Here is a 24,091-nt window from a genome sequence, read left to right on the forward strand (position 1 = left end):
GGAGGACAGACATGACCGGCACACTCTCCCGGGGCAGCGGCACCACCACCCAGGTCGACGAGCGGCTCGGCGCCGAGGCCCGCGACTTCCTCGGCCGCCCGCACCAGCTGTTCATCGACGGGCAGTGGGTCGACGCCGCGGACGGCCGCACCTTCGGGACCAACGACCCCGCCACCGGGGCCGAGATCACCCAGGTCGCGCACGGCGGACCCGAGGACGTGGACCGGGCCGTCGCCGCCGCCCGCCGCGCCTTCGACGACGGCGCCTGGGCCACCATGAAGCCCAACCAGCGGGAGCAGATCCTGTGGCGCATCGGAGACCTGCTGGACGCCAAGGCCGAGATGCTCGGCCAGATCGAGGCCCTCGACAACGGCAAGTCCGCCGCCATCGCCACCGCCGTGGACGTGGCCTGGGCGGCCGACGTGTTCCGCTACTACGCCGGCTGGTCCACCAAGATCGAGGGCTCCACGGTCAACGTGTCGATGCCGTTCGCCGGCGACAAGCAGTTCCACGCCTACACCCAGCGCGTCCCCGTGGGCGTGTGCGGACAGATCATCCCGTGGAACTTCCCCCTGCTCATGGCCGCATGGAAGCTCGCCCCCGCCCTGGCCACCGGCAACACCCTGGTCCTCAAGCCCGCCGAGCAGACGCCACTGACCGCGCTGCTGCTCGGCGAGATCGTCGCCGAGGCCGGGGTACCTGCCGGCGTGGTCAACATCGTCACCGGCTTCGGCGACGCCGGCGCGGCCATCTCCGCCCACGACGGCGTGGACAAGGTGGCCTTCACCGGCTCCACCGAGGTGGGCAAGCTCATCGTCGACGCCGCCAAGGGCAACCTCAAGAAGGTCTCCCTCGAACTGGGCGGCAAGAGCGCCAACATCGTCTTTGCCGACTGCGACTTCGACGCCGCCGTGGCCGGCTCCGTGGCCGCGTGGATGTTCAACCACGGACAGGCCTGCACCGCCGGCACCCGCCTCTACGTCGAGGACTCCATCTACGAGAAGTTCACCCAGGCCGTCGCCGACGCCGCCTCCCAGGCCACCATCGGGCACGGACTGGACCCCGCAACCGAGCTCGGCCCGCTCGTCGACCAGGACCAGTTCGACAAGGTCTCGTACTACCTGCGCGCCGGCATCGAGGACGGCGGGCGGGCCCTGACCGGCGGCGGCCGACACGGCGAGACCGGTTACTTCGTCCAACCGACCGTGTTCGTGGACGTCGAGCCCGATCACCGGGTGGTCACGGACGAGATCTTCGGCCCCGTCGTCTCGGCCCTGCGCTTCACCGACGTCGACGACGCGGTCCGTCAGGCCAACGACTCGATCTACGGACTGGCCGCCGGGGTCTGGACCAAGGACATCTCCAAGGCCCACCAGGTCGCCAGCCGCCTCCACGCCGGCTCGGTGTGGGTCAACCAGTACAACGGCTTCGACACCGCCATGCCGTTCGGCGGCTTCAAGCAGTCCGGGTGGGGCCGCGAGCTGGGCCAGGGCGCTCTCGACCTCTACACCCAGACCAGGTCGGTCAACATCCAGCTCTGACCCGGCCGCGTGCCATACGCGACACACCCCCCTCCCCCGACACCTCACCCAGTCTCCGCTCTCCGCTCCCCGCTTCCCGAAAGGAACACCGCCGTGAAGACCAAGGCAGCAGTACTGTTCGACCTCCACAAGCCGTTCGAGATCATCGAGCTCGACCTCGACGATCCCGGCCCCGGCGAGGTCCTGATCAAGTACACGGCCGCGGGCCTGTGCCACTCCGACCTACACCTGTCCGACGGCTCCCTCCCGCCGCGCTTCCCGATCGTCGGCGGACACGAGGGTGCCGGCGTCATCGAGGCCGTGGGCGTGGGGGTGACCAAGGTCAAGCCCGGCGACCATGTGGTGTGCTCCTTCATCCCCAACTGCGGCACCTGCCGGTACTGCTCGACCGGGCGCCAGAACCTGTGCGACATGGGTGCGACCATCCTCGACGGCCACATGCCCGACGGCACCTTCCGCTTCCGGGCGGACGGCAAGGAGTTCGGCGCCATGTGCATGCTCGGCACCTTCTCCGAGCGCTCGGTGATCTCGCAGCACTCGGTGGTCAAGGTCGACGACTGGCTGCCGCTCGACAAGGCCGTCCTGGTGGGCTGCGGCGTGCCCTCCGGCTGGGGCACCGCCACCTACGCGGGCAACGTGCGCCAGGGCGACACCGTGGTGATCTACGGGATCGGCGGGCTCGGCATCAACGCCGTCCAGGGCGCCGTGCACTCGGGGGCCCGTCACGTGGTGGTGGTGGACCCCGTCCAGTTCAAGCGCGACGAGGCCCTGAAGTTCGGCGCCACCCACGCGTTCGCCGACGCCGCCGAGGCCCACGCCGAGGTGGAGAAGCTCACCTGGGGCCAGATGGCGGACCAGGCGCTCATCCTGGTGGGCACCGTCGAGGAGAAGGTTGTCTCGAGCGCCTTCGACGTGATCGGCAAGGGCGGCAGGGTGGTGATCACCGGACTGGGCAACATGACGGAGAACACCGTGCAGGTCAACGGCACGATGATGGCCCTCTTCGGAAAGACCATCACGGGCACCCTCTTCGGCTCGGCCAACCCGCAGTACGACATCGTCAAGCTGCTGCGCCTGTACGACGAGGGCAAGCTCAAGCTGGACGAGCTCATCACCACGACCTACTCGCTCGACCAGGTCAACGAGGGATACCAGGACCTGCAGGACGGGAAGATCATGCGCGGCGTGATCATCCACGACGCCTGACCCGGCACCGCCCGACCGCCGCGGCCAACGACTGTGCGCGCCGCCCCGATCCCGGGGTGGCGCGCGCAGTCGTTGGCGAAGGAATGGCGGGCAGGCGCTCCCGCAGATGGCGTCTCGCGCGAGCGCCTGCCAGGTCAGCGCACAGCCGCACGCCGGGATGGCGTCTCGCCCGCACCGCGGCTCACGCGAGACGCCATCCCGGCGTGCGGCTGCGTTGGGCCGGCTCAGGGCGTGGGGGCGCCGCCGGTGACCGAGAGCGTGTTCCCGGTGGTGTACGAGGACTCGTCAGAGGCCAGGTAGACGTACGCGCCCGCCATCTCGACCGGCTGCCCGGGCCGGCCCAGCGGGTTCTTGTGCCCGAAGGTCGGCAGCTTCTCGGGCTTCTGCCCGCCGCTCACCTGCAGCGCGGTCCAGAACGGCCCGGGTGCGACGGCGTTGACGCGGATACCGCGCGGCGCGAGCTGCTGCGCGAGCGACTTGGACATGGTGTTGACCGCAGCGCGCGAGGTGGCGTAGTCCACGAGACCCGGCGACGGCGTGTACGCCTGCACCGACGAGGTGAAGATCACGCTCGACCCGGGCTGCAGGTGCCCCAGCGCCTCCTGCATCATCCAGAACGGGGCCGAGATGTTGACGTTCATCGTCTCTGCCCACTGCTCGGAGGTCAGGTCCTCGAGGTGCTCGACGAAGGTCTGCCGTGCGGCGTTGAGCACGAGCACGTCCAGCCCGCCGAGACCGGCGACGGCGTCGCGGACGATCCCGCGCGCGACGGCCTCGTCCCCGACATCGCCGGGGAGCAGGACGCAGGTCCGCCCGGCCGCGCGCACGAGCTCGGCCACGTCGTCGGCGTCGGACTGCTCCGAGGGCAGGTAGCCGATCGCCACGTCGGCACCCTCCCGTGCGTAGGCGATGGCCACCGCGCGGCCGATCCCGGAGTCGCCACCGGTGATCAGCGCCCGCCGCCCGGTGAGCCGACCGTGGCCGACGTAGGTGTCCTCCCCGTGGTCGGCGGGCGGATCCAACTCGGAGGCCAACCCCGGAACCGGCTGCTGCTGAATCGGCACCTCGATCTGGTACTTCGCCGTCGGGTCGACGAGACCGGTGTCCCCGGACTGGTCAGAGGGTTGAAGTGTCGGATCGGTGGTCACGGATGCCTCCCTGGTCGTCTGGACTCCCGACCGTACGCCTCCGGCGACCGGATGCGAGTGGGCCCGGAATCACCCACAATGCGGGCACGACAGACGTCAACCGAACCGAAGGAGTGGGCATGCCCCGTTACCGCGTGATCGATCCCGAGCAGAACGTCATCGAGGAGAAGGAATTCGCTGACGACACCAAGGCCTACGACTGGTTCAAGACCGTGGAGGTGCCCGACGACGCTCTCGGGTACGCCATGGAGGTCGACATGGACGGTGAGTGGACCCGCTTCGAGATCAACGACGGCGGCACCAACACCTCCCCCGCAGCCGACGAGGGCACCGGCGTGGCCTGATCTGCCACACCGGCAGAAGACCTCCGGCCACTCGGCCGAGCACGACGGGCCGACTCCCCCATCACGACGCCCAGGGGGGTCGGCCCGTTCGCGTCGCGGTCAGCCGTTCGCGTCGCGGTCAGCCAATCGCGTCACGGATTGGCCCGCCGGGCTCAGCCCGCCTGGCTCAGCCCGCCGACGCCGATCGGGCGAACTCGACCACGGACTCCAGGTCGTAGCTGCCTGCGGTGGTGCCGAGCCCCTGGGCAACCTGCGCCGCGACCGCGCAGCCGAGCACCGCGGACTCCCGCAGATCGCGACCGAGATGACGCCCCACCAGGAAGCCGGCCGAGAACGAGTCCCCGCAGCCGGTGGTGTCGACGACGTCGATCGGGAAGGCGGGGACCGCGAGGGCCTCGTCCGGTGTGACGACGAGCGCGCCGTCGGCGCCCGCGGTGAGGGCCACGCACGACACCCCCCGCTCGATCAGCATGCGCGCCCCCTCCGCCAGCGACTCGGCGCCGGTGAAGCCGCGGACCTGGTCGTCGTTGGGCAGGAGGTAGTCCACGTGCGGCAGGGCGTCGGCGATCCACTCGAGCATGCCCGGGTCGCCGTCGGCGAGCACGTCGACCGACGTGGTGATCCCCTTGCCGCGGGCACGGGCGAGCAGTTCGCCCGCCGCCGGGCCGCCCAGGAACTCGGGCCCGCCCAGATGCAGGTGCGTGAGCCCCTCGAGCGCGTCGTCGTCGAGGTCGTCCAGGGTGAACGCGCCGTTCGCGCCGATGCAGTGCCACGCGGGGCGGTCCCCGTTGGGGCGCACGGGGATCACCGACGCGGACGTCTGCGCATCGGTCTTGGTCACGAGCCCACCGACGTCCACGCCCTCGTCGCCCAGCAGGGCCGTCAGGGTGCGTCCGATGGAGTCGGCGCCGACCGCGCCGATGCTGCGGACCCCGGCCCCCAGCCGGCTGAGCACCACTGCCGTGCCCCCGGCGGTGCCGGCCGGGGAGAAGGCGATGGTGTCCACCAGGGCGCCGGCAGAGCCCTCCGGGATGGAGTCGATCCCGATCGCGTGGACGTCGAGGACGTGCACCCCGACCGTCGCGATGGTCATGGAGGAGATGTCGGTCATTGCGGGTGCTCCTTGGTGGTTCCGTACTGGAGGGTGATCGCCTGGACGACCGCGTCGTGTTGCTGCGCCCCGGTGAGGGCCCGCGGCGTGCCCATCCCACTCGCGCGGACGTGCAGGGCCGCCAGCCACTCGAGCAGCAGTGCGTTGTCGAGGGCCTTGTCGAGGGAGGATCCCACCGCCACCGAGCCGTGGTTGGCCATGAGGACCGCCTGCCGGTCGCGCAGGGCGTCCACGACGAGGTCGGCGAGCTCAGGGGTGCCGAACGTGGCGTAGGGCGCCACCCGGATCTCCCCGCCCAGCAGCAGCTGCTGGTAGTGGAGCACGGGCAGCGCGTCCATCCCGGCCACGCAGGCGACGGCGGTGGAGAAGGGGGCGTGGGTGTGGACGACGGCCTGCGCCTGCGTGCGGGCGTAGATGCCCAGATGCAGGCCGAGCTCGGACGTCGGCGCGAGTCGGCCGTCGACGTGCTCCCCGGTCGCGTCCACCACGGTGACGTCGTCGGCGCGGCAGTCGGCCAGCACCACCCCGGTGCCCGTCACGGCGACCAGCCCGTCGCCCACGCGGGCCGAGACGTTGCCGGCGGTGCCGATGAGCACGCCCTCAGCGGCCAACCGCCTGGCGGTCGCGGCGACCTCCTCGCGACCCCGTGACGACTGCTCACCTGCCCGGGGCGACCCCGTCGTCGTCATCATCCACCGGCCTGGTCGATGCCGCGTTCGGCGAGCACCACGTCCTCGAGCGTCGCCATGGACCGGCGGAACTGGCCGGTGAGCGTCGACCTGAGGACGGGGGCGAGGAGACGACCGAGGGGGCCGAGGCCGACCCGGCAGTCGACTCTGTAGGTCATCAGGGTGGCCGCCGTGCCGAGCGGCTCGAAGCGGAAGGTGTTGACCATGTCGTGCAGCGGTGCGAAACCGGTCCCGGAGTCCACCCTGAGTGAGTGCGGCTCGATCGTCCCGACCGTCCACACCGACCGCGTCGTGAGCGGCCCGAGCGTCCGGTTGTGCTCGGAGTAGGTCTCGCCGACGGTCGCCGTCCCGTGGTGGGCGGTGACCTCCAGGACACCGTCGACCCACTCGGCGTACCGGGCGGTGTCGTCGATGACGGCCCAGATGTCCTCGACCGGGGCGGCCAGTCGCTGTTGTACGGAGACGGTCAGACGGGTCACGAGAGTCCTCCTGAGTGTGCGATCGCGGCGCGGGCGGCGGCCTGTCCGGAGCGGACGGCTCCGTCCATGTAACCGTTCCAGTAGTCGGAGTGTTCGGCGCCGGCCCAGTGCACACGGCTGTGCGGGCTGCTGTGCGGGGTGCTGGGCGGGCTGTCGAGCGGCCGGTCGCGCCAGCGCCCGAGCGTGGTGAGGACCCCGGGGCCCAGGACCGCGGTCGGGCCACCCCGGGTCCAGCGCTCCGCGGTCCAGTCCTTCTCGAAGTACCCCACGGGCGCCAGGGCGGCGGGGCCCACCACCCGGGCGAAGCTCTGGAGCACCGCTCCGCCCCGCTGCCTCGCGGACCGTGGAGCCCACGTCCGCCACCCCGCGCCCCCGACGAATCCCATGAGGATCCCGGGCGACCCGCTCGGCGGGGTGTTGTCGAACATCGAGCACACCGGCTGGCCGCCCCCACGGAAGACGCCCTGACCGGAGAGTCCGTCCTCCCGCCAGAACGGGCGCTCGTAGACGGCCTCGCACTTCATGAGCGTGCCGAAGGTCATCCTGCGGAACAGCGCGTCCTGGTGGGCGGGCAACTGCGGACTCCACTCGATCTCGGCCGCGAGGTGGGGCGGGACGGCGACGATGACCTGATCACCGTGGAAGACCCCCGCGTCGGTGGTGACGGTGACCCCGGTGGCGTGGTGATCGATCCGCCGGGCCGGGGCGCCGAGGGTGACGTCGTCTCCCAGTTCCTCGGCCATGAGCTGCGAGATCAGCTGCGACCCGCCGACGAACCGGGATTCCTGGGCACCACCGGCCACGCTGATCATCCGGTCCAGCGAGCCGCGGTGGATCTCGTCACCCGCACCCGCGATGTACGCCAGGGCGGACAGCGCGGAGGTCTCGGACGCCGCCGCCCCGAACGCCGACCCGAGGAGGACCTCGACCAGCTCGACGCCGCCGGAACCGATCGCGCCGCGGCGCAGCCAGGTGGCCAGGCTCTGCTCGTCCAGGCGGCGCGCGTCGGGGTGCTCCCACGGCGCTGCCACATCGATCTCGCCACTCGTGCGGCCCAGTCGGGTGGTCGCCAGGGCGATGTCGGCGAGTGCGAGGCGGTCCGGCGGGATGTCGCCGCGGAACCGTCGACTGCGCGAACCGTGGACGTAGACGGTGTCGCCGAGGGTGTTGGCGGGGAACGTCTGCACCCCGAGTTCCTCGGCGAGCCCCAGCACATGGTCCTGGGTGGGCCCGACGAACTGCCCTCCCGCCTCGACCACCTGTCCGTCGTCGAGCACGTGGTTGAGCGTGCGTCCGCCGACCCGGTCCCGCGCCTCGAGCACACGGACCGTACGTCCCGCCTCGACGAGCCGCCGCGCGGCGGTGAGTCCCGCCAGTCCCGCGCCGACCACGATGACGTCGACGCCGGCGCTCACCCCTCGCCCCCGGGGGACAGGTCGGTGGCGGTGCGCGCGACCAGGCGGGTGTGGAGGACGCCCACCGCTTCGAGCAGCGCGTCCCGGGCGGCGTGGCCCACGCCCGTGGCGTTGATCAGGCCGTGCACATGGCCACTGTGACGTCGGAGGGTCACGTCGACGCCCGCCTCGGACAGGGCGGCCGCGTAGCGTTCGCCCTCGTCGCGCAGCACGTCGAATCCGGCCACCACGACATAGGCCGGCGGCGCGTGGCCGAGCTCGTCGGCGAGGAGGGGCGAGACGCGCGGGTCCAGGGCCTGGTCGGGCTCGGTGAGGTAGTGGGACTTGTACCAGTCCATCTGGGCCTCGGTGAGGAAGAACCCGCGACCGAACAGCTCGTAGGACCGGTGCTTGGTGGACAGGTCCGTCACCGGGTTGAAGAGCACCTGCATGGCCGGCGGGGTCCACCCGGGTGCCCGGTGCAGCGACGCCACCGCGGCGAGGTTCCCGCCGGCGCTCTCGCCGCCGATCGCGATGGCCCGGGGGTCCAGGTCATACTCCTCGGCGTGCCCGACGATGTGCGCGAACGCCGCGAGGACGTCCTCCAGGCCCCCGGGGAACGGGTGCTCCGGGGCGAGCCGGTAGTCGATCGAGATGACGGTCAGCGGCGTGTGCGCGGCGAGGAATCGGGCCACCGAGTCCCCCGAGTCGAGGTTTCCCAGGACCCACCCGCCGCCGTGGAGATAGACCAGGGCGGCGCTCGGCCCCTCGATCCCCGCTGGCCGGTACAGCCGGGCGGGGATCGGGCCGTGGGGGCCGGGGATGGTGAGCGGACGGACGGTCTCGACCGGGGTCTGGTGACCGAAGACGAAGGCTTCTCCCGCGATCTGTTCCCTCCCCCGTTCCAGCGGGAGTTGCTCGAAGGTCTCCGACACCCCCAGGTTCAACAGCCGCGTGCCCACCTGGGCTTCGAGCCCGAGTTCCTGCCCGTCCACCCGGATGGGAGGCCCGGCGATCAGCCGCTGGACCGGGGCGGGCGCCGCGCCGATGAGGCGGATGACGCGGCGGAGCACGCGTTCCCCGAGGGGCCTGTGAGCGGTGGTCATGGGGCACTCGATTCTGCGGGACCGAACGTGGGGTCCGACCACCGTAAACCTAACTTGGACGAACGTCCAGTACTTCCCGCGGATCGTCAGCCGGCCGAGTCGTACTTCGCCGCCAACCGCGAGAGCGTCTGGGTGATCCCCTCCGCGTTCTTCCGCGCCATCCCGACGCGCTCCATGACCCTGCCGATCTTCGACTGACGGTTGTCGAAGCTCTCGGTGACCTCGGTCCGCCCGTCCGCGGTCGGGGTGAACTCCCACCGCCAGCGGTGTCCCGCGGGATGCGCCCATTCGACGACCTTGAGCACCGGGGTATCGACGTGCTCGGTGACGGTGGAGGTGATGCGGTACGGGACGCCGTACATGCGCATCTTCGTGGTGAACGTCGCCCCCTCGGACAGGGCGGCCGGGCCCGTGACGTTGTCGCGGACGGTCCCCGACCCGTCGACGAGCCCGTGTTTCGTGGGATCGTTGACCAGGGCGAAGAGCTCGTCGGCGGGGGCGTTGACGACGACGCGCCGGGCGACGACGCGGGGGCCGCGGTCGACGGTGGTGATGGAGGTCATGGGTGGGCCGGTCCTCTCGGGGAGACGTCGATGACGAGTCAGACCACGACACGACTCGGGTCGGCGGGCCTGTCTGCCGACCACCGTACGCGCGGGTTCCGCCACGAACCCGGCCGATTACGGCATCATCTCCGGTGCACCCGGACGACCGGAGATGAGCACTTTCTGGAAAGGACCCCCCTTGATCACCCTCACCGTCCTCTACGCCACCCCCGACGACGTCGAGAAGTTCGACGAGCACTACTTCGGGACACACATCCCCCTCGCCCGCGCGGTTCCCGGCCTCGAGGACACCAAGGTCACGCGCTTCTTCCCCGGCCCGGACGGTTCCGCGCCGGGGTTCCATCTGATGGCCCAGTTGTCCTTCGCGGACTCCGAGGCGATGGGGACCGCGATGTCCACCGAGGAGGGCCGGGCGCTGGCGGCGGACGTCGCGAACCTCGGGGTCACGCCGACGATGCTGGTGGGCTCCACGGAGTAGACCGGCCCGACCGGTGGAGGGCGTCCGGGTGACGCCATAGCGTGGTGGACCCACCGCTACGAAAGGCGCCTCATGACCCACGCACGGCCCTCCGACCCCGACCCCGGCCAGACCCCCGATCTCGACAGCGGCGGCTCGCCCGACGGCCCGCAGACCCCGGACTCCGATTCGACGTCGATGCAGTCCGACAGCGCCACCGGGAAGCAGGGGCCGATGGAACAGCAGAGCCCCACCCCGTCCCCGTCCAAGAAGGGGGCGTACATCCCGATCATCGTCATCGTCGCCATCGTCCTTCTTCTGGTCATCGGGCTCGTGGGTTACGCAGTGACGGTCTGACCCATGTCCGCCGCGTTCGACACCGTGATCATCGGAGCGGGCAACGCCGGGATCTCCCTGGCTGCGCGCCTGCGCCGGGACGGTCGAGAGAGCATCGCGCTCGTCGACCCGGCCCCCGTCCACCGGTACAGGCCGATGCTCAACTACGCCGCCGCCGGCCTGGCCCAGATGAGGCGGTACGAACGGGCGATGACGAGCGTCGTCCCCTCCGGTGTACAGCTCCTGCCCCACCCCGCCGGGCGGGTGGACACCGATGCCCGGACCGTGACGCTCGGTCCGCGCGAACAGGGCCCCACGGTGGGCTACGAGAACCTGGTCGTCTGCCCCGGCCTGACCCCGCGGTGGGACGCGATCCCCGGGCTGGACAAGGCGTACGTCGCCGGGTGGGCGGCATCCGCCCACGTGCCCGAGTACGCCGGTCGCGCGTGTGCCGCGCTGATCCGCCTCCGCGAGGGGTCCGTGGTTTTCTCGGTACCGCCGGAGCCCGCCTCCTGCGGCGGGACCGTGCTCAAGGCCATGTTCCTCGCGTGCGACCGGTGGCGACGCGAGAAGGTGCTCGACCGGATCGAGGTGCACCTGGTCACCCCGTTCGGAGGTCTGCTCGGACTCGAACCGTGCGACTCGCACCTGCTCCCACTCGTCCGGGAGTACGGCATCACCGTCCACGAGCGGTCCGACGTCGCCGCCGTGGATCACCACGCGCGCACCGTCACCCTGGCCGGCGCCGTGTCCACGACGATCGAGCACGTCGACCTGACCTACGTCACGCCACTGAGCCGGGCACCGGAGTTCATCGCCCGGGCCGGGTTGTCGGACGGGGGCGAAGCCGGGCTCGTCGAGGTGGATCCCCAGCGCTTGAGCCACGCCCGCGTCGACTCGGTCTGGGGCCTGGGCGACGCCGCCGCCGCCGGCACCCGCCCGTCCGGCGGGGCCTTACGTCCCCAGGTGGCGGTGGTCGCCGACAACCTCCGCGCGGCCCGGGACGGTGGTCCGGGGTCGCGATACGACGGCTACACGATCATCCCGATCGCCGTGGGCCGGGACCGCCTGATGCTGGCCGAGCACGACCGGGACGGACGGCCGGCGCCCGAGATCCCCGGGATCGACCTGACCGTCCCCAGGCGCTCGACGTACGCGTTCGACCGCTATCTCCAGCCGGTCCTCTACTTCCGGAAGCTGCTGCGCGGACGGGTCTGAGAACGGGGTCCGACGACGGATCCGGGACGGTCCGCGGACCGCTCAGTCCCGCGACCCGACATCGGCGCGCAGGGCGGCCTCGATCATGTCGTACAGGTGCGCCACCACCACCTCGAACCGGTCGTTGACCACGCTGTTGCGGGCGTCTCGGCGGTCCTCGTAGACCGCCAACGCGCCGGTGAACATCTGGGTGGCCAGGTCGATGCGCTCGAACGCCACCCGCCGCGGCAGGTGGGACAGCACGTCGATCAGCCGCACCACCACGTCGTCGGCCGCCGTCCGCGGATCCGCCTCCGGGATGCCGGGAGCCATGACCGGGCCGACCCTCTGCAGGAACCGCGCGTGGTGCGTGGCCTCGGGGTGGGAGCGCAGGAGGTCGACGATGGGGCCGAAGAGCACCCCGACGAGGGTGTGCAGGTCCTCACCCAGGCCCTGTTCGTCGGCCGCGGCCAGGCGCTGCCTGCGGTCGGCGTCGAGGGAGACGATGCGCCGCCGCAGCACCTGCAGGATTAGGCCGTCGCGGCTACCGAAGTGATACTGGACCGCCGAGTTGTTGCGTTGGCCGGCCGCCGTCGCGACGTCGCGCATAGAGACGCCGTCAAGGCCTCGCTCACTGATCATCTTCTCGGCGATCTCGATCATCACCGTCTTGGCGCCCCTGGTCTTCCCGGCCTCCACGGTGCCACCGGACCGCTCGGAGAGTGCTGCCACGTCGGCGGCGCTCGGTTCGGCGGTGTTCGAATCGGCAGTGCGATCATCGGATCCGTGCTGCACCGGGCCTCCACTTCCGACCTGGCCGCCTCAGCTACTCGGGGCTGAGCACCGTCAGGGCTGGTACGGCCGGCGGGATCCCGACGGCAGTGGGGTGCCACTGGGATCGGGGTGACCGGCGCTGCTCATGGTGCCCCATGTCGGCCGCGGTCGGGGACTGCTCGCCCGGGGGTGTGCGCGAGGTCAGCCCCAGCGGGACTGTCCTCCGTCGAGGGGGATGGTCGCGCCGCTGAGGTACGAGGCCTCATCCGAGCACAGCCAGGCCACGGGGCGACCGATGTCGCTCAGCGGGTCGCCGACACGGCCGGCGGGGATGCTCGAGACGAACTCGCGGGCCTCCTCGGGGTTGTTCTCCATCCACCAGTCCAACCCGGGGCTGTGCGCATGCGGCGCGATGTTGAGGGCGCGGGTGCCCTCGGAAGCCCACTCGTAGGCGGCGGCGCGGGTCAGCGCGCGGATGGCCTCCTTGACCGCGGAGTAGATGCCGTAGTTCGCGGCGTCCCATCGGACGGCGGCGGCGGTCACGAGGTTGATGATCGTCCCGCCTCCGCGCTTGGCCATCTCGGGCCGGGCCAGCTTCATCAGGCTGAAGGTCACGCGGGGCCCGCCCTCGAAGGCCTTGCGGAACTCGTCGTCCGGGTAGTCCGACAGCGGCAGCGGCATGGCCATGTTGGCGTTGTTGACCAGGATGTCGACCCCGCCCAGCTTCTCCACGGCGGTCGCGATGATCGCCTCGGGGGCACCGTCGGTGATGATGTCGACGGCCAGACACTCGGCGGTGCCCCCGTTCGAGCGGATGATCTCGGCGACCCGCTCGAGCTTGCGCATCCGGCGCCCGACCAGCAGGAGCGCGGCACCGGATTCGGCGAGACCGAGGGCGATGCCCTCGCCGACCCCCTGCCCGCCGCCGGTGACGATGGCGACCTTTCCGGCCAGTCGGTCCTCGCGGGTGGTGCCGTGCTGCGCTGTGGTGCTGTGCTGGGCTGCGGTGTCGGTCATGGGTTCCTCCGGGGGTCGGTGCGGGAGTGCGTGAGAGTCGGGCCGGGGTTCGGCTACGAGGGAGATCACCCTCGCCCGGAGCCCTCACCGCCGTCGGCGGGCGCGAGGTGGTTGTCGGTGAGCGTGAAGCTCGGGATGTCCTTGAGGTCGATCATCGCCTCGTACGTGCGCGTGTAGCCGGTGCTGGTGATGACCCACCGACCGTCGAGGCGTGCGTAGGTGTCGGTGTAGAAGGCACCCCCGATGATCATCGTGTCGAAGGCGGGGACGATCACCCGGTCCTGCAGGTACCAGCGTGCGGTGGCGGAGTCGCCGTCCACCTCGATCTCCGGGTGGTGGGCCTGGTGCTCGGTGATCACGTCGTCGGTCATCTGCTCCCGCAGCCCGGTCACCACCTCGTCGCGGCCGGTCAAGGACAGGCGCCTGCCATAGGACGCCGAGACCTCGGGCGCGAGCGTCTCCGCGAGCTCGTCCCACAGCCGCAGATCCACACAGCGCAGGTAGCGGTACTTCAGGGCTTTGATCGCGTCGATGTCTTCGTGGCGGTCGGTGGTGGTCATCGTGGGCCTTTCTCGCGAGAGGGCGCGTCAGTCCACACCCGTCAGGCCGACTGTAGTCAGTTGTGTACAGTTTGGGGATGGAAAGCGAGAACCGGTCCGACGACGACGAGGACGGCCACCCCGGCCCGCTCCCGCCAGACCCCGCGACCGCCCACGGGCACGGCGCCCCGCGATCCCGCCCGACCGGTCGCGACGAGGTCCGCTCCGCCGTGCTCCGCGAAGCCCGCAGGTTGCTGTCCGAGCGCGGGCCCCATGTCCCGCTGCGCGATATCGCGGAGGCGGCGGACGTCAACCTCGGCCTGATCCACCGGCACGTCGGACGGAAGGACGCCCTGCTGACCACCGTCATGCAGGAGGCGGTGCGGCTCGGGGCCGCCCGGCTCGAGCACCTGGACGACGCGGGCGAGGCCGTACGCGGGATGCTGCTCGGCGCCACCGCGCACCCGGAGATCAGCCGGCTCCTGGCCTGGCTGGCCCTGGACCGGGAGGCCGCGTTCCCCCCGATGATCGACCCGGCCGAGCGTCCTGCCGCGGCGCTGCGCCGCATGACCTCGCCCCCACCGGCCGGGGACGTCGAACTGCTCCTCGTCTTCACCGCCGTCTACGCCTGGCCGGTGTTGCGGGGCACGCTTCTGGACGCCCTCGACATCCCCGCCGACCAGCGCGAGGAGATCGACGACCGACTCGCCGATCTCCTCGCCCGCATGGTGACGGGCCACAGCGGCGGCGCTACCTGACGGGCTCCCCCGTGTCCTCCGGACCCTGGTCGAGGCGGAACGGCGGGTACTCGTCGCGCAGGAGCAACACGTACGAGCCGACCCGGTACACCCAGCGGTTCAGGCCCACGATCAGGTCGAAGAGCCGGGGCAGGTAGCGGCCGGTGAACAACAGCCCGATCGCGGCGATCAGCACGAGCAGGCCGACCAGCGAGATGTTCCACTCGGCGCCCCCGTACTCCGAGGCTCTGGTCAGGGCCGCCCCGCCGCCGGTGAGGATGCCCACGATCAACAGGTGCGGGATCACCAGCAACCACCACTTGACCAGCACCAGGCCGCGTGAGAGCCGCTCGGGATAGGCCACGTCCAACCCGGCCGGATAGTCGGTCGGCGCCAGCGAGAAGGGTGGGTACCGGTCCGTCCCGAGGACGGAGTAGGCGTAGAACCCCACGCGCCAGTTCCACCGCAGCACTCCGACGCTGTAGGCGAACCACGCCCGCGGGTAGCGGCCGGTGAACAGCACCACCAGTCCCGCGGCGATGGTGGTGACCACCAACGCGAACCACAGCAGGGCCATCACTATGTAGTGCGGGATCGCCAGCAGCCACTTGATCAACCACATTCCGCGTGACACCTGCGGGTCCAGGTGCCCGGTCAGACGCAGCGGATCGGGGCCCACGCCGGCGGGGAGGGCGCCCGCACCGGGCCCGGGGAGGTCGTCGGGGTCGGCGTGCCGGCCGAGGCCCCGGTCGATGTCCCGGTCGATGTCCCGGCCCAGCCCCGCGGTCGCCACGAGGATCAACGGCAGCCCCAGCGCCAGCGCCACGAGTCCGGCGACCAGAACACCGGGCCCGGCGAGTCCGAACACCTCGGTGTGTGCTCCCACCTGGACGTCGACCCACACGGGGCGGGAGCCGTCGGCGTTCATCACCACGACCACCCAGTCGCCGGACCGCAGGTCGACGGTGAGGGTCTGCTGCTCTGCGCCCGTCGTGGACTGGGCCCAGAAGTCCTGGTCGGCAGGAGGTTCGGGGGCACGGGTGCCGGGCACCTCATCGAGGGCCGCCTCGGCGTCGCGACCCGATCCCCACATCCCCGATCCCCAGTCGTAGGTGGGACCCGCGGAGTACCCGGGATCCCACGGCTGGTCGCCGATCACCGCGTGGGGGACATCGTCCAGATACTCAGCGACGTCGGATGCGTCCGCGATACCGAGGAACACGTCCTGATCGGGGACCACCGGGGTCGCGCGGAGTTGTAGGCTGATCAGGTCGTCGAGACCGTAGGGCCCGACGGTGGCTCCCTCGTCGACATGGATCGTCAGGGGCACTGTCGTGATGGCGTGGCCGACGGTCTGGAGTCGGTCGGTGTCGGTGAACGCGTACTGCCCGTCTCGCTGGGAGGCGTCGGCTACCAGGATCGCCGCCCCGGCCGCGGTCACGCCGAGGCCGAACACGGCCAGGAGGACCCCGGCGACGAGCAGGACCCAGTTCAGGGGGCGGGTTCGCGGAGGGCCGTGGACGGGGGTCGAGGAGGGACCGGACGGGGTGGCGTGTGAAGTTCCCATGATGAGTCCTCGTGCAGAAGTGTGCGGACCCACCCGGGACGGCGCATCCTCCTACAGGTGGTGACCTTACTCTTATGTGAGCACTGTGCCGGCAGGTTCTCACCGCCGATCAGCCCCGGATCCCCGTCGACCGCGTCGCCGCGCGGTAGGTGCACGACCCATGGGCCGCGCACCGGTTCTACTCGATCGGGATGAGCGGCGTAGGTGACCGACAGGACGTGGAGAGGCGAACGATGGCGTACACACCCGGACTCGGCCGGACCCCGCGGATCGTGGCGACCAGACTCGGGAGCGCGACCCTGGCCGCTGCCGGCACCCTGTCGCTGGCCCGGTGGTGGCCGTTCGGCTCGGCACCGGGAGAGGACGCCGATCTGACCCTCATCGTCGCCGGATTCGGGGTGGTCGCGCTCGCGCTGGCTCTCCCCCGGACCACCGGGGGATGGCCCGTGCGGGCGATCGAGACGTCGGACGCGGTGGTGATCCCCGCCCGGCGCCTGACCATGCTCGACCCCCTGGTCCTCGCGTTGGTCCCGTCGGCTCGCGGGCGCCTTCGGTGTCGTCAGCGGGGTCGGGGGCCCACGCGACTCGTCCCCCGCCACCTGGGCGGTGGTGGCCGCGATCTGCGCGTTCGGCGCCACGTATCTGGTGGTGCAGCGGCCGTGGCGGCGGCGCATCGAGTTGCGGAGGGATGAACTCGTCCTGGGCGCGGGCGAAGAGGCCTCACACATCCCGCGGGCACGATCACGGCGAGCGGGTCAGCGCCGTGGAGCGGCGAACCCCGTCGCGGGCAGCGAATGGAACCCTCTGGTGAACGGAGAGAGCGCCCGCACGGCCCCGCCCCCGTCCACCGTGACGGCCGGGTGGGCCGAATAGAGCTCCTCCACGGCGATCCGCGCCTGAAGCCGCGCGAAGTGCGAGCCGATGCAGAAGTGGGGGCCGCGGGCGAACCCCAGATGCCCGGTGGTCTCACGGCGGATGTCGAGCACCTCGGCGGTGGGTCCGAACTCGCGCTCGTCGCGGTTGGCCGACCCGTAGAGCATCATCACCTTCTCCCCCGCCGGGATCGTCTCCCCACCCCCGGTCACCTCGCGCGTGGTCGTCCGCGCGAGCGCCTGCACGCTGGACTCGAAGCGCAGGCACTCGGTCAGCGCGCCGGGGATCAGTCCCGGGTCCGCCAGGACCAGCTCCCTCTGCCGCGGATGGGCGTCCAGGAGCGAGACGGTGTGCGAGATGAGGTTGCCGGTGGTGTCGTTGCCTCCGGCGACGATCACGAAGCAGAACCCGAGGATGTCCCAGTCGTCCAGCCGCTCCCCGTCGACCTCGGCCTGCGTCAGCGCCGAGATGAGGTCCCCGCCCGGGGCCGCGCGCCGCTCGGTGATGAGCTCACCGAAGTATCCGAACATCTCCGCCACCGCGGTGACCGCCCCTCCCTCGAGCCCCGCCGGGCGGAACCCCTCCTCCTGCAGGGTCGTCAGCGCGCTGACCCACGGGCCGAACCTCGGCCTGTCCGCGGCCGGCAGGTCGAACAGGTGCGCAAGCAGATGCGTGGGGATCTGCGCACTGAACTCGCGGTGCAGGTCGACCACCTCGTCGTCGTCGTCCTTCCCGGCCAGCTCCGCCAGTCGCCCACGGGCGAAGTCGCGGATGAGCGGCTCGGTCTCGGCGACGCGCCTGGGCGAGAACGCCTTGGCCAGCAATCGCCGCTTCGCGGTGTGCTCGGGGGGGTCCATCATGACGATGGTCGGGGCCAGCCCCAGCGTCTCGATCTCGTCCCGGTAGAAGGTCAGGCCACTGGCCGAGGAGAACGCCTCCGGGTCACAGACAGCGGCGTCCACGTCGGCGTAGCGCGACAGCGCCCAGAAGTCGGGGTGCGCCTCGGTGCCGTCCCCACGGTGGTGGTGGACCGGGTCGGTCTCGCGCAGCCACCGGTAGGCGGGATACGGATCTGCCAGGTGCGCGCGGTCGAACGGATCGAAGCCGGGCCTGGGCGGTGCTGACTCGGGCGGTGTTGATTCGGGCGGTGTTGATTCGGGCGGCGCGGTGCGGGTCATGGACCCAGTTAACACTCCCTGTTAAAAAAGCGGAAGAGGCGATCTAGACTCGGGCGGGTGCCCCGCTCCACCTCCCTGTCACCCCGGCCCCGCTCGTCCGCCACCCGAGAGGCCCTGTACCAGGCCGGACTGCGGCGCTTCGCCTCCGACGGGTGGCGCACGGCGCGGATCCGCGACATCGTCGGCGACGCCGGCCAGGGCAACGACTCGGCGATCAACTATCACTTCGGCGGTCGCATGGGCCTGCTGGAGGACGTTCTGCTCCGCGGGGTCCTGCGCATGGAGGACGAACGTCGGGCCGATCTGCAGAGGTGGGCCCAGTCGGCCCAGTCGGCCCCGTCGTCGGCCCAGTCCGCCCCCGACCTGGCGGAGATCGTCCGGGCGGTGGTGTCACCGTTGGCGGACCTGTTGGACGACGACGAGGGCCGCTGCACCCTCCGGGTGATCGCCCAGGTCGGGGCGCTCGCGGAGGTCGACCGCACACTCACCGACCGCCCGGTCGCCGGCACCGCGCTGCAGGACCAACTCGAGATGCTGGTATCCGCCGCGACCGCCCGCTGCGGCCGGGACCTCGCCGGCCACCGGGTCCGGCAGCTCATCGTGATGCTCACCGCCGAGCTCGCGGCGCGGGCGTGCGATCCCCCGGACGCCGCCCCGCCCCACCGCGAGTACGTGGCCGATCTCGTGGACTGGCTCGCGGGAGGTCTGGCCCGGCCCGCGCCGCGCTGACCGGCCCGACCGCCCGGCCCGCGGCATCGAGAAGAGCGTTCCGCACACCTGCCTCTCGGCCGATGTGTGCCGAACGGTCTTGACGAGAGGGGCCCGCCCGGATCAGATCGCCAGCGCCGAGGCGACCTCGTGGGTGGCGGTGTCGTCGGAGGCACCCGAGTGGGTGACCCGTCCCGACTCCACCACGTAGTAGACGTCCGAGGCACGCAGCGAGAACCCGACGTGCTGTTCGACCAACAGCACCGACAGGTCACCGCGGGAGGCCAGATCCACGATGATCCGCTCGATCTCGGCCACGACGTTGGGCTGGATGCCCTCGGTCGGCTCGTCCAGCACCAGCAGTCGGGGCTCGGTGATGAGCGCCCGGGCGATCGCCAACTGCTGGCGCTGCCCCCCGGAGAGCAGGCCGGCCTTCCGGTCCAGCAATTCCTTCAGGGCCGGGAACAGGTCCAGGGACTCGTCGATGAGCGCCTTACCCCCCTTGCGGCCATCGGCCACGACCCGCAGGTTCTCGGCCGTGGTGAGCTGGGTGAACGACTGCTGGCCCTGCGGCACGTAACCGATCCCCATCGCCACGCGGGCGTGGGGCTTGAGTCCGGTGATCTCCCGGCCGTCGAAGGTGATCCGGCCGGCCTTGCACGGCAGCAGCCCGACGGCCGCCCGCAGCAGGGTCGTCTTGCCCGCCCCGTTGTGCCCGAGCACAGCGGCCACGCCGCCGGCGGGCACCTCCAGGTCGATCCCGTGGAGGACCTCGGACCCGCCGTATCCGGCGCGGACGCCCGACATCGTCAGCAGTGCACTCATTCGCCTGACTCCTTCTCGAGTTCGGTGCCGGTTTCCAGTTCCGTGCCCGTGGCGGCCGCGGTGCCCAGGTACACCTGCTGGACCTTGGGGTCGGCCTGGATCTCTGAGACCGTGCCCTCGGCGAGGACCTTCCCGGCCGCCAGGACGGTCACGGAGGTGGCGAAGTCCCGCATGAAGTCCATGTCGTGTTCCACCACGACCACCGTGCGTTCGGCGGCGATGCGCTGCAGCAGCTCACCGGTGGCCTTGCGCTCCTCCGCCCCCATACCGGCCACGGGCTCGTCGAGGAGCATCACGTCGGAATCCTGGACGAGCAGCATGCCGATCTCCAGCCACTGCTTCTGCCCGTGGGCCAACACCCCGGCTTTTGTGCTGGCCAGGTGCTCGAGGCCGATCGTCTCCAGGGCCTCGGCGACCACCGTCGCGCGTCCCCGGCGGCGGCGGAGCAGGGTCAGCCATCCCCGACCGGAGCCGGCCGCGATGTCCAGGTTCTGCTCCACGGTGAGGTCCTCGAAGATGCTGGCCGTCTGGAAGGTCCGGCCGATCCCCATGCGGGCGATCTTGTGCGTCTTCATCCCCAGGACCGGCTGCCCGGTCTTGTCGACCGTCCCCGTCGCCGGGACGAGTCCGGTGATCGCGTCGACGACAGTGGTCTTGCCCGCTCCGTTGGGCCCGATGAGGAACTTGAGATCACCCTGGATCAGGGTCAGGTCCACACCGTCGACCGCGCGGAAGCCGTCGAACGTCACGGTGAGACCGCGGACCTCCAGGTAGGTCCGTCCCGTCCGCGCGCCGGTGGCCACAGCCGTGGGGGTCATGAGGTCTCCTCTGTGGTGGTGGATCCGGTGCCGGCGGGGGTCGCGCGGCCCGACTCGGTGGATGCGCGACGCCGGCGGATGACGAACAGGCTGGCCAGGCCGCCGGGCAGGAAGCCCACGACGACGATGAAGAGCACGCCCTGCAGGTAGGTCCACTGCGACGGGTAGGCCTCGGAGAAGGTCGTCTGCGCCCAGGCCACACCGATCGCCCCGAGGACCGGGCCGAGCAACGTGGCCCGGCCACCGATCGCGACACCGATGAGGAACGCGATCGACGGGGCGATGCCGATCGCCGAGGGCGAGATGATCCCGACGATCGGGACGAACAGCGCACCGGCGATCCCGGCCGCGAAGGCGGCGACCGCGTAGGCCAGGGATTTGACCAGGGCGGGGTCGTAGCCCAGGAACCTGACCCGCTCCTCCTGGTCGCGGACGGCGACGAGCAGCTCACCGAAGCGCGACTGCATGAACTGCCGGACCAGCAACACCACCCCGATGAGCGCGCCACCGGTGATGAAGTACAACATCTGACGGTTCGCCGGGTCCGACAGGGCGAAGCCGAAGAAGCCGGTGAACCGGTTGAGGCCGTTGGAGCCGCCGAGCTCGGGGCGGCTGACCAGGAAGATCGCGGCGGCTGCCGCGAGTGCCTGGGACAGGATCGCGAAGTAGGCGCCCTTGACCTTGCGGTTGAACACCAGGTATCCGAACCCGAAGGCCAGCAGGGGCGGCAGGAGCAGGATCACCGCGAGGGCGAACACCGGCGAGGCGAACGGCTCCCAGTACCCGGGCAGCGACCGCATCCCGGCGATCTGCATGAAGTCCGGCAGGGCGTCGGGCCCACCGCGATCGCGGGCGTCGGCGAGCTTGAGGTACATCGCCATGGCGTACGCGCCGACGCCGAAGTAGACGCCCTGGCCCAGGGTGAGCATCCCGCCCCGCCCCCACGCCAGCCCGATGCCGCTGGCGACGATGCCGAAGCAGAAGAACTTGGCCAACAGGTTGAGTCGGAACTCGCTGAGCAAAAGTGGGGCGACGCCGAAGATGAGGATCGCGGCGACGGCGAGCGCCGCCCAGAACACCCAGCGGGGACGTTCTCCCTCGGTGGTCAGCGCACCGGGCAGAGGTAGACGAGGCGGACGGAACCGACGTCCCGAGGGGGGTTCGGCCGGGTCCGGGGTGGTGGTGCCGAGGGTGGCGGTGTCGGTCATGCCAGGCTCCTGGTCTTGACGGCGAACAGCCCCTGCGGGCGGATCTGGAGGAAGACGATGATCGTCACAAAGACGAGCACCTTCGCCACGGACGCGGTCGTGGAGTATTCGAAGAACGAGTTGAGGATCCCCAGGGCGAAGGCGGCGATGACCGCGCCCCGCAGCTGACCGAGGCCCCCGACCACCACCACGAGGAAGGCGTCGATGAGGTACGACTGCCCGATGGTGGGGCTCGTCGACCCGATCAGCGTCAACGCCACGCCCGCCACGCCGGCCAGTCCGGAACCGATGAAGAAGGTGGTCAGGTCGCTGCGCCGGGAGTTGATGCCGGAGCTCTCGGCGAGATCACGGTTCAGCGTGACCGCCCGGATGCGCCGCCCCATCGGGGTGAACCGCATGGCCGCCATCAGCGCGGCGACACACGCGATGGCCAGCAGGAAGATGAAGACGCGGGTGTACGGGACGGATGCGCCGAACAGCACCAGGTTGCCGCGCAGGAACGCGGGCACCTCGACGTTGACGGCGGGGGCGCCCCAGATGTCGCGCGCGACCTGCTGGAGGACCAGCCCGACGCCGAAGGTCACGAGCAGCGTGTCGAGCGGACGGGCGTACAGCCGTCTGATGAGCAGCACCTCGAGGATCACCCCGAGGATCCCGCCCACCACGAACCCCGCGGCGAGGGAGATCGCCAGCCCCGCCCCGGAGGCGGCGACGAACTGCTGGATGACGTAGGCCGTGTAACACCCGGCCATGATGAACTCGCCGTGCGCCATGTTGATGACGCCCATCTGCCCGAAGGTCAGGGACAGTCCGAGCGCGGCGAGCAGAAGGATCGAACCGATGCTCAATCCTGTCGCGAGTTGACCGATGATGACGTCCACACCGGCTCCTTTCTCCTGCATTCACCCCCCGCGGCGGCCCCGTTCGCCGGGGCCGCCGCGGGGGGTAGTGGGCTTGTGACCAGGTCAGTTACCGGACAGGTCTCCGGCCCAGTCGTAGCCCTCGAGGAAGGGGTCCGGTTCGATGGGCTCGCCCGAACTCCACACCTCGTAGATCAGACCGTCGGGGCGGATCTCCCCGACGAGCGCCGTCTTGGAGATGTGGTTGTTGTCCCCGTTGATCGTCACGGTGCCCTCCGGGGCGTCGAAGCTGACCCCGCCGGCGTTCTCCTGGATCTCGGCGACGTCGAAGCTGCCCGCCTTCTCGACGGTGTTCTTCCACAAGAACAGCGAGGTGTATGCGGCCTCCATCGGGTCAGAGGTGACCCTGTCGTCGCCGTACTTGGCCTTGAACGCCTCGACGAACGAGGTGTTCTCCGGGCTGTCGATGGTCTGGTAGTAGTTCCACGACGTGAGCTGGCCTTCGATGTTGGCCGCGCCGATGCCCTGCACCTCCTCCTCCGCGATCGACACGCTGATCACCGGGGTGTTCTCGGCGGTGAGGCCGGCGTTGGTGTACTCGCGGAAGAACGCGACGTTGGAGTCGCCGTTGAGGGTGTTGAAGACCGCGTCCGGATCGGCGGTGCGCACCTTGTTGACGATGGTGGAGAAGTCGGTGGACCCGAGCGGCGTGTAGTCCTCGCCGAGGATCTCGACGTCGTTCGCCTCCGCCCACGCCTTGATGACGCGGTTGGCGGTCTGCGGGAAGACGTAGTCCGAGCCGACGAGGTACATCGACTCCACGCCCTGCTCCTTGAGGTACTCGAGGCCGGGGACGATCTGCTGGTTGGTCGTGGCGCCCGTGTAGAAGATGTTCGGGGACGACTCCAGGCCCTCGTACTGGACGGGGTAGTACAGCAGCGCGTTGGCGTCCTCGACGACCGGCAGCATGGCCTTGCGGGAGGACGACGTCCACCCTCCGAAGATCGCGGCCACGCAGTCGCTGGTGATGAGCTTCTGTGCCTTCTCCGCGAACACGGCCGGGTCGGACGCGCCGTCCTCGACGACCGTCTCGATCTGCTTGCCCATCACGCCGCCGTCGGCGTTGATCTGCTCCACGGCGAGCGCGACCGAGTCGCGCACCGTCCTCTCGGAGATCGCCATGGTGCCCGAGAGCGAGTGCAGCGACCCGATCTTGATGGTGTCACCGGAGGTGTCCACACATGATTCGGCGGAGGCTGCGGCGGTGTCCGAGGTCCGGTTACCGCAGGCGGTGAGAGCACCGGCCCCGAGGACCACCAGTGCGGCGGCGGCGACGGTGCGTCTGGAGATGGGATTCACGCGGGTTCATCCTTGCCGTGGGCGGGCGGTCGATGGCCCCCGCTTCTCGGGGAT

General features: G+C 70.7%; 26 protein-coding genes. 9 read left to right on the forward strand and 17 right to left on the reverse strand.

The window, feature by feature from the left end:
- The first annotated feature begins 11 nt into the window (after positions 1-11).
- Both CEY15_RS09165 and CEY15_RS09170 read left to right on the forward strand, forming a co-directional pair.
- A complete protein-coding gene (locus CEY15_RS09165) occupies positions 12-1,541 on the forward strand; it encodes an aldehyde dehydrogenase family protein (protein ID WP_095718179.1) in 1,530 nt (509 codons plus the stop codon).
- Positions 1,542-1,634: 93 nt separating this feature from the next.
- On the forward strand, positions 1,635-2,747 hold the full coding sequence (locus CEY15_RS09170; protein WP_095718180.1) for an NDMA-dependent alcohol dehydrogenase: 1,113 nt from the start codon (positions 1,635-1,637) through the stop codon (positions 2,745-2,747).
- Positions 2,748-2,971: 224 nt separating this feature from the next.
- On the opposite strand, the gene CEY15_RS09175 is transcribed toward CEY15_RS09170, so the two are convergent.
- Entirely contained in the window at positions 2,972-3,895 is a 924-nt protein-coding gene (locus tag CEY15_RS09175) for an SDR family oxidoreductase (RefSeq protein ID WP_095718181.1), read from the reverse strand.
- A gap of 119 nt (positions 3,896-4,014) precedes the next feature.
- On the opposite strand from CEY15_RS09175, the gene CEY15_RS09180 reads away from it, so the two are divergent.
- Positions 4,015-4,239 carry a hypothetical protein gene (locus tag CEY15_RS09180; RefSeq protein ID WP_017837947.1) on the forward strand — a complete coding sequence of 75 codons (225 nt, stop codon included), beginning with the start codon at positions 4,015-4,017 and terminating at the stop codon, positions 4,237-4,239.
- 166 nt (positions 4,240-4,405) lie between these two features.
- Here CEY15_RS09180 and CEY15_RS09185 read toward each other — a convergent pair whose 3' ends face one another.
- The 6 genes from CEY15_RS09185 to CEY15_RS09210 form a co-directional block, all read right to left on the reverse strand.
- The gene (locus CEY15_RS09185; RefSeq protein WP_095718182.1) at positions 4,406-5,350 is read right to left on the reverse strand and encodes a carbohydrate kinase family protein; all 945 of its coding nucleotides are present in this window, start codon (positions 5,348-5,350) and stop codon (positions 4,406-4,408) included.
- Positions 5,347-6,039: a class II aldolase/adducin family protein gene (locus CEY15_RS09190; protein WP_095718265.1), complete on the reverse strand. Its 693-nt coding sequence runs from the start codon at positions 6,037-6,039 to the stop codon at positions 5,347-5,349. The genes CEY15_RS09185 and CEY15_RS09190 overlap by 4 nt, the downstream gene beginning before the upstream one ends.
- The gene (locus CEY15_RS09195) at positions 6,039-6,518 is read right to left on the reverse strand and encodes an SRPBCC family protein (protein WP_095718183.1); all 480 of its coding nucleotides are present in this window, start codon (positions 6,516-6,518) and stop codon (positions 6,039-6,041) included. The genes CEY15_RS09190 and CEY15_RS09195 overlap by 1 nt, the downstream gene beginning before the upstream one ends.
- Entirely contained in the window at positions 6,515-7,933 is a 1,419-nt protein-coding gene (locus CEY15_RS09200) for a flavin monoamine oxidase family protein (protein ID WP_095718184.1), read from the reverse strand. Before CEY15_RS09200 ends, CEY15_RS09195 begins: the two co-directional genes overlap by 4 nt.
- On the reverse strand, positions 7,930-9,018 hold the full coding sequence (locus CEY15_RS09205; RefSeq protein ID WP_017837952.1) for an alpha/beta hydrolase: 1,089 nt from the start codon (positions 9,016-9,018) through the stop codon (positions 7,930-7,932). The genes CEY15_RS09200 and CEY15_RS09205 overlap by 4 nt, the downstream gene beginning before the upstream one ends.
- Before the next feature lie 86 nt (positions 9,019-9,104).
- Positions 9,105-9,581 carry an SRPBCC family protein gene (locus tag CEY15_RS09210; RefSeq protein ID WP_017837953.1) on the reverse strand — a complete coding sequence of 159 codons (477 nt, stop codon included), beginning with the start codon at positions 9,579-9,581 and terminating at the stop codon, positions 9,105-9,107.
- Between the two features lie 181 nt (positions 9,582-9,762).
- Between CEY15_RS09210 and CEY15_RS09215 the strand changes: the two genes are divergently transcribed.
- The 3 genes from CEY15_RS09215 (at position 9,763) to CEY15_RS09225 (ending at position 11,595) form a co-directional block, all read left to right on the forward strand.
- Positions 9,763-10,062, forward strand: coding sequence for an EthD family reductase (locus CEY15_RS09215; protein ID WP_017837954.1), 300 nt, complete (start codon positions 9,763-9,765; stop codon positions 10,060-10,062).
- A gap of 72 nt (positions 10,063-10,134) precedes the next feature.
- Positions 10,135-10,398, forward strand: coding sequence for a hypothetical protein (locus CEY15_RS09220; protein WP_095718185.1), 264 nt, complete (start codon positions 10,135-10,137; stop codon positions 10,396-10,398).
- A gap of 3 nt (positions 10,399-10,401) precedes the next feature.
- Positions 10,402-11,595, forward strand: a complete 1,194-nt coding sequence (locus CEY15_RS09225; protein ID WP_095718186.1) for an FAD-dependent oxidoreductase — start codon at positions 10,402-10,404, stop codon at positions 11,593-11,595.
- 42 nt (positions 11,596-11,637) lie between these two features.
- Here CEY15_RS09225 and CEY15_RS09230 read toward each other — a convergent pair whose 3' ends face one another.
- The 3 genes from CEY15_RS09230 to CEY15_RS09240 all read right to left on the reverse strand — a co-directional run bounded on the left by CEY15_RS09230 (position 11,638) and on the right by CEY15_RS09240 (position 13,925).
- A complete protein-coding gene (locus tag CEY15_RS09230) occupies positions 11,638-12,369 on the reverse strand; it encodes a TetR/AcrR family transcriptional regulator (protein ID WP_017837957.1) in 732 nt (243 codons plus the stop codon).
- A 180-nt stretch (positions 12,370-12,549) separates the two neighbouring features.
- Complete coding sequence (locus tag CEY15_RS09235; protein WP_095718187.1) at positions 12,550-13,365, reverse strand: SDR family NAD(P)-dependent oxidoreductase; 816 nt, start codon at positions 13,363-13,365, stop codon at positions 12,550-12,552.
- A 65-nt stretch (positions 13,366-13,430) separates the two neighbouring features.
- Complete coding sequence (locus CEY15_RS09240; RefSeq protein ID WP_095718188.1) at positions 13,431-13,925, reverse strand: nuclear transport factor 2 family protein; 495 nt, start codon at positions 13,923-13,925, stop codon at positions 13,431-13,433.
- A gap of 77 nt (positions 13,926-14,002) precedes the next feature.
- Here CEY15_RS09240 and CEY15_RS09245 point away from each other — a divergent pair, with 77 nt between their 5' ends.
- Entirely contained in the window at positions 14,003-14,662 is a 660-nt protein-coding gene (locus CEY15_RS09245; protein WP_095718189.1) for a TetR/AcrR family transcriptional regulator, read from the forward strand.
- Here the strand turns inward: CEY15_RS09245 and CEY15_RS09250 are convergent.
- A complete protein-coding gene (locus tag CEY15_RS09250; RefSeq protein WP_176475064.1) occupies positions 14,655-16,208 on the reverse strand; it encodes a DUF4389 domain-containing protein in 1,554 nt (517 codons plus the stop codon). The genes CEY15_RS09245 and CEY15_RS09250 overlap by 8 nt on opposite strands.
- 233 nt (positions 16,209-16,441) lie before the next feature.
- On the opposite strand from CEY15_RS09250, the gene CEY15_RS09255 reads away from it, so the two are divergent.
- A complete protein-coding gene (locus CEY15_RS09255; protein WP_141244234.1) occupies positions 16,442-16,900 on the forward strand; it encodes a hypothetical protein in 459 nt (152 codons plus the stop codon).
- 63 nt (positions 16,901-16,963) lie between these two features.
- Here CEY15_RS09255 and CEY15_RS09260 read toward each other — a convergent pair whose 3' ends face one another.
- The gene (locus CEY15_RS09260; protein ID WP_217987094.1) at positions 16,964-18,259 is read right to left on the reverse strand and encodes a cytochrome P450; all 1,296 of its coding nucleotides are present in this window, start codon (positions 18,257-18,259) and stop codon (positions 16,964-16,966) included.
- A gap of 57 nt (positions 18,260-18,316) precedes the next feature.
- Between CEY15_RS09260 and CEY15_RS09265 the strand changes: the two genes are divergently transcribed.
- Positions 18,317-18,988: a TetR/AcrR family transcriptional regulator gene (locus tag CEY15_RS09265; protein ID WP_095718191.1), complete on the forward strand. Its 672-nt coding sequence runs from the start codon at positions 18,317-18,319 to the stop codon at positions 18,986-18,988.
- A 102-nt stretch (positions 18,989-19,090) separates the two neighbouring features.
- Here the strand turns inward: CEY15_RS09265 and urtE are convergent, their stop codons facing one another.
- The 5 genes from urtE to urtA form a co-directional block, all read right to left on the reverse strand.
- Complete coding sequence (gene urtE / locus CEY15_RS09270) at positions 19,091-19,783, reverse strand: urea ABC transporter ATP-binding subunit UrtE (RefSeq protein WP_176475069.1); 693 nt, start codon at positions 19,781-19,783, stop codon at positions 19,091-19,093.
- Positions 19,784-19,788: 5 nt separating this feature from the next.
- Complete coding sequence (gene urtD / locus CEY15_RS09275; protein WP_017837965.1) at positions 19,789-20,610, reverse strand: urea ABC transporter ATP-binding protein UrtD; 822 nt, start codon at positions 20,608-20,610, stop codon at positions 19,789-19,791.
- Positions 20,607-21,818: an urea ABC transporter permease subunit UrtC gene (urtC, locus tag CEY15_RS09280; protein WP_245847444.1), complete on the reverse strand. Its 1,212-nt coding sequence runs from the start codon at positions 21,816-21,818 to the stop codon at positions 20,607-20,609. Before urtC ends, urtD begins: the two co-directional genes overlap by 4 nt.
- The gene (gene urtB / locus CEY15_RS09285) at positions 21,815-22,699 is read right to left on the reverse strand and encodes an urea ABC transporter permease subunit UrtB (RefSeq protein WP_017837967.1); all 885 of its coding nucleotides are present in this window, start codon (positions 22,697-22,699) and stop codon (positions 21,815-21,817) included. The genes urtC and urtB overlap by 4 nt, the downstream gene beginning before the upstream one ends.
- Positions 22,700-22,783: 84 nt before the next feature.
- Positions 22,784-24,037: an urea ABC transporter substrate-binding protein gene (gene urtA / locus CEY15_RS09290; RefSeq protein ID WP_017837968.1), complete on the reverse strand. Its 1,254-nt coding sequence runs from the start codon at positions 24,035-24,037 to the stop codon at positions 22,784-22,786.
- Between the last annotated feature and the right edge of the window lie 54 nt (positions 24,038-24,091).

It is taken from the genome of Dietzia natronolimnaea, from assembly GCF_002289575.1.
Classification (GTDB): Bacteria; Actinomycetota; Actinomycetes; order Mycobacteriales; family Mycobacteriaceae; genus Dietzia; species Dietzia natronolimnaea_A.

Bases quoted from the DNA above. Each gene is read 5' to 3' on its own strand.
- CEY15_RS09165 (WP_095718179.1), top strand. From the start codon at position 12: ATGACCGGCACACTCTCCCGGGGCAGCGGCACCACCACCCAGGTCGAC.
- CEY15_RS09180 (WP_017837947.1), top strand. From the start codon at position 4,015: ATGCCCCGTTACCGCGTGATCGATCCCGAGCAGAACGTCATCGAGGAG.
- CEY15_RS09185 (WP_095718182.1), bottom strand. From the start codon at position 5,350: ATGACCGACATCTCCTCCATGACCATCGCGACGGTCGGGGTGCACGTC.
- CEY15_RS09190 (WP_095718265.1), bottom strand. From the start codon at position 6,039: ATGACGACGACGGGGTCGCCCCGGGCAGGTGAGCAGTCGTCACGGGGT.
- CEY15_RS09205 (WP_017837952.1), bottom strand. From the start codon at position 9,018: ATGACCACCGCTCACAGGCCCCTCGGGGAACGCGTGCTCCGCCGCGTC.
- CEY15_RS09210 (WP_017837953.1), bottom strand. From the start codon at position 9,581: ATGACCTCCATCACCACCGTCGACCGCGGCCCCCGCGTCGTCGCCCGG.
- CEY15_RS09220 (WP_095718185.1), top strand. From the start codon at position 10,135: ATGACCCACGCACGGCCCTCCGACCCCGACCCCGGCCAGACCCCCGAT.
- CEY15_RS09225 (WP_095718186.1), top strand. From the start codon at position 10,402: ATGTCCGCCGCGTTCGACACCGTGATCATCGGAGCGGGCAACGCCGGG.
- CEY15_RS09235 (WP_095718187.1), bottom strand. From the start codon at position 13,365: ATGACCGACACCGCAGCCCAGCACAGCACCACAGCGCAGCACGGCACC.
- CEY15_RS09240 (WP_095718188.1), bottom strand. From the start codon at position 13,925: ATGACCACCACCGACCGCCACGAAGACATCGACGCGATCAAAGCCCTG.
- CEY15_RS09245 (WP_095718189.1), top strand. From the start codon at position 14,003: ATGGAAAGCGAGAACCGGTCCGACGACGACGAGGACGGCCACCCCGGC.
- CEY15_RS09250 (WP_176475064.1), bottom strand. From the start codon at position 16,208: ATGGGAACTTCACACGCCACCCCGTCCGGTCCCTCCTCGACCCCCGTC.
- CEY15_RS09255 (WP_141244234.1), top strand. From the start codon at position 16,442: ATGGCGTACACACCCGGACTCGGCCGGACCCCGCGGATCGTGGCGACC.
- CEY15_RS09260 (WP_217987094.1), bottom strand. From the start codon at position 18,259: ATGACCCGCACCGCGCCGCCCGAATCAACACCGCCCGAATCAACACCG.
- urtD (WP_017837965.1), bottom strand. From the start codon at position 20,610: ATGACCCCCACGGCTGTGGCCACCGGCGCGCGGACGGGACGGACCTAC.
- urtC (WP_245847444.1), bottom strand. From the start codon at position 21,818: ATGACCGACACCGCCACCCTCGGCACCACCACCCCGGACCCGGCCGAA.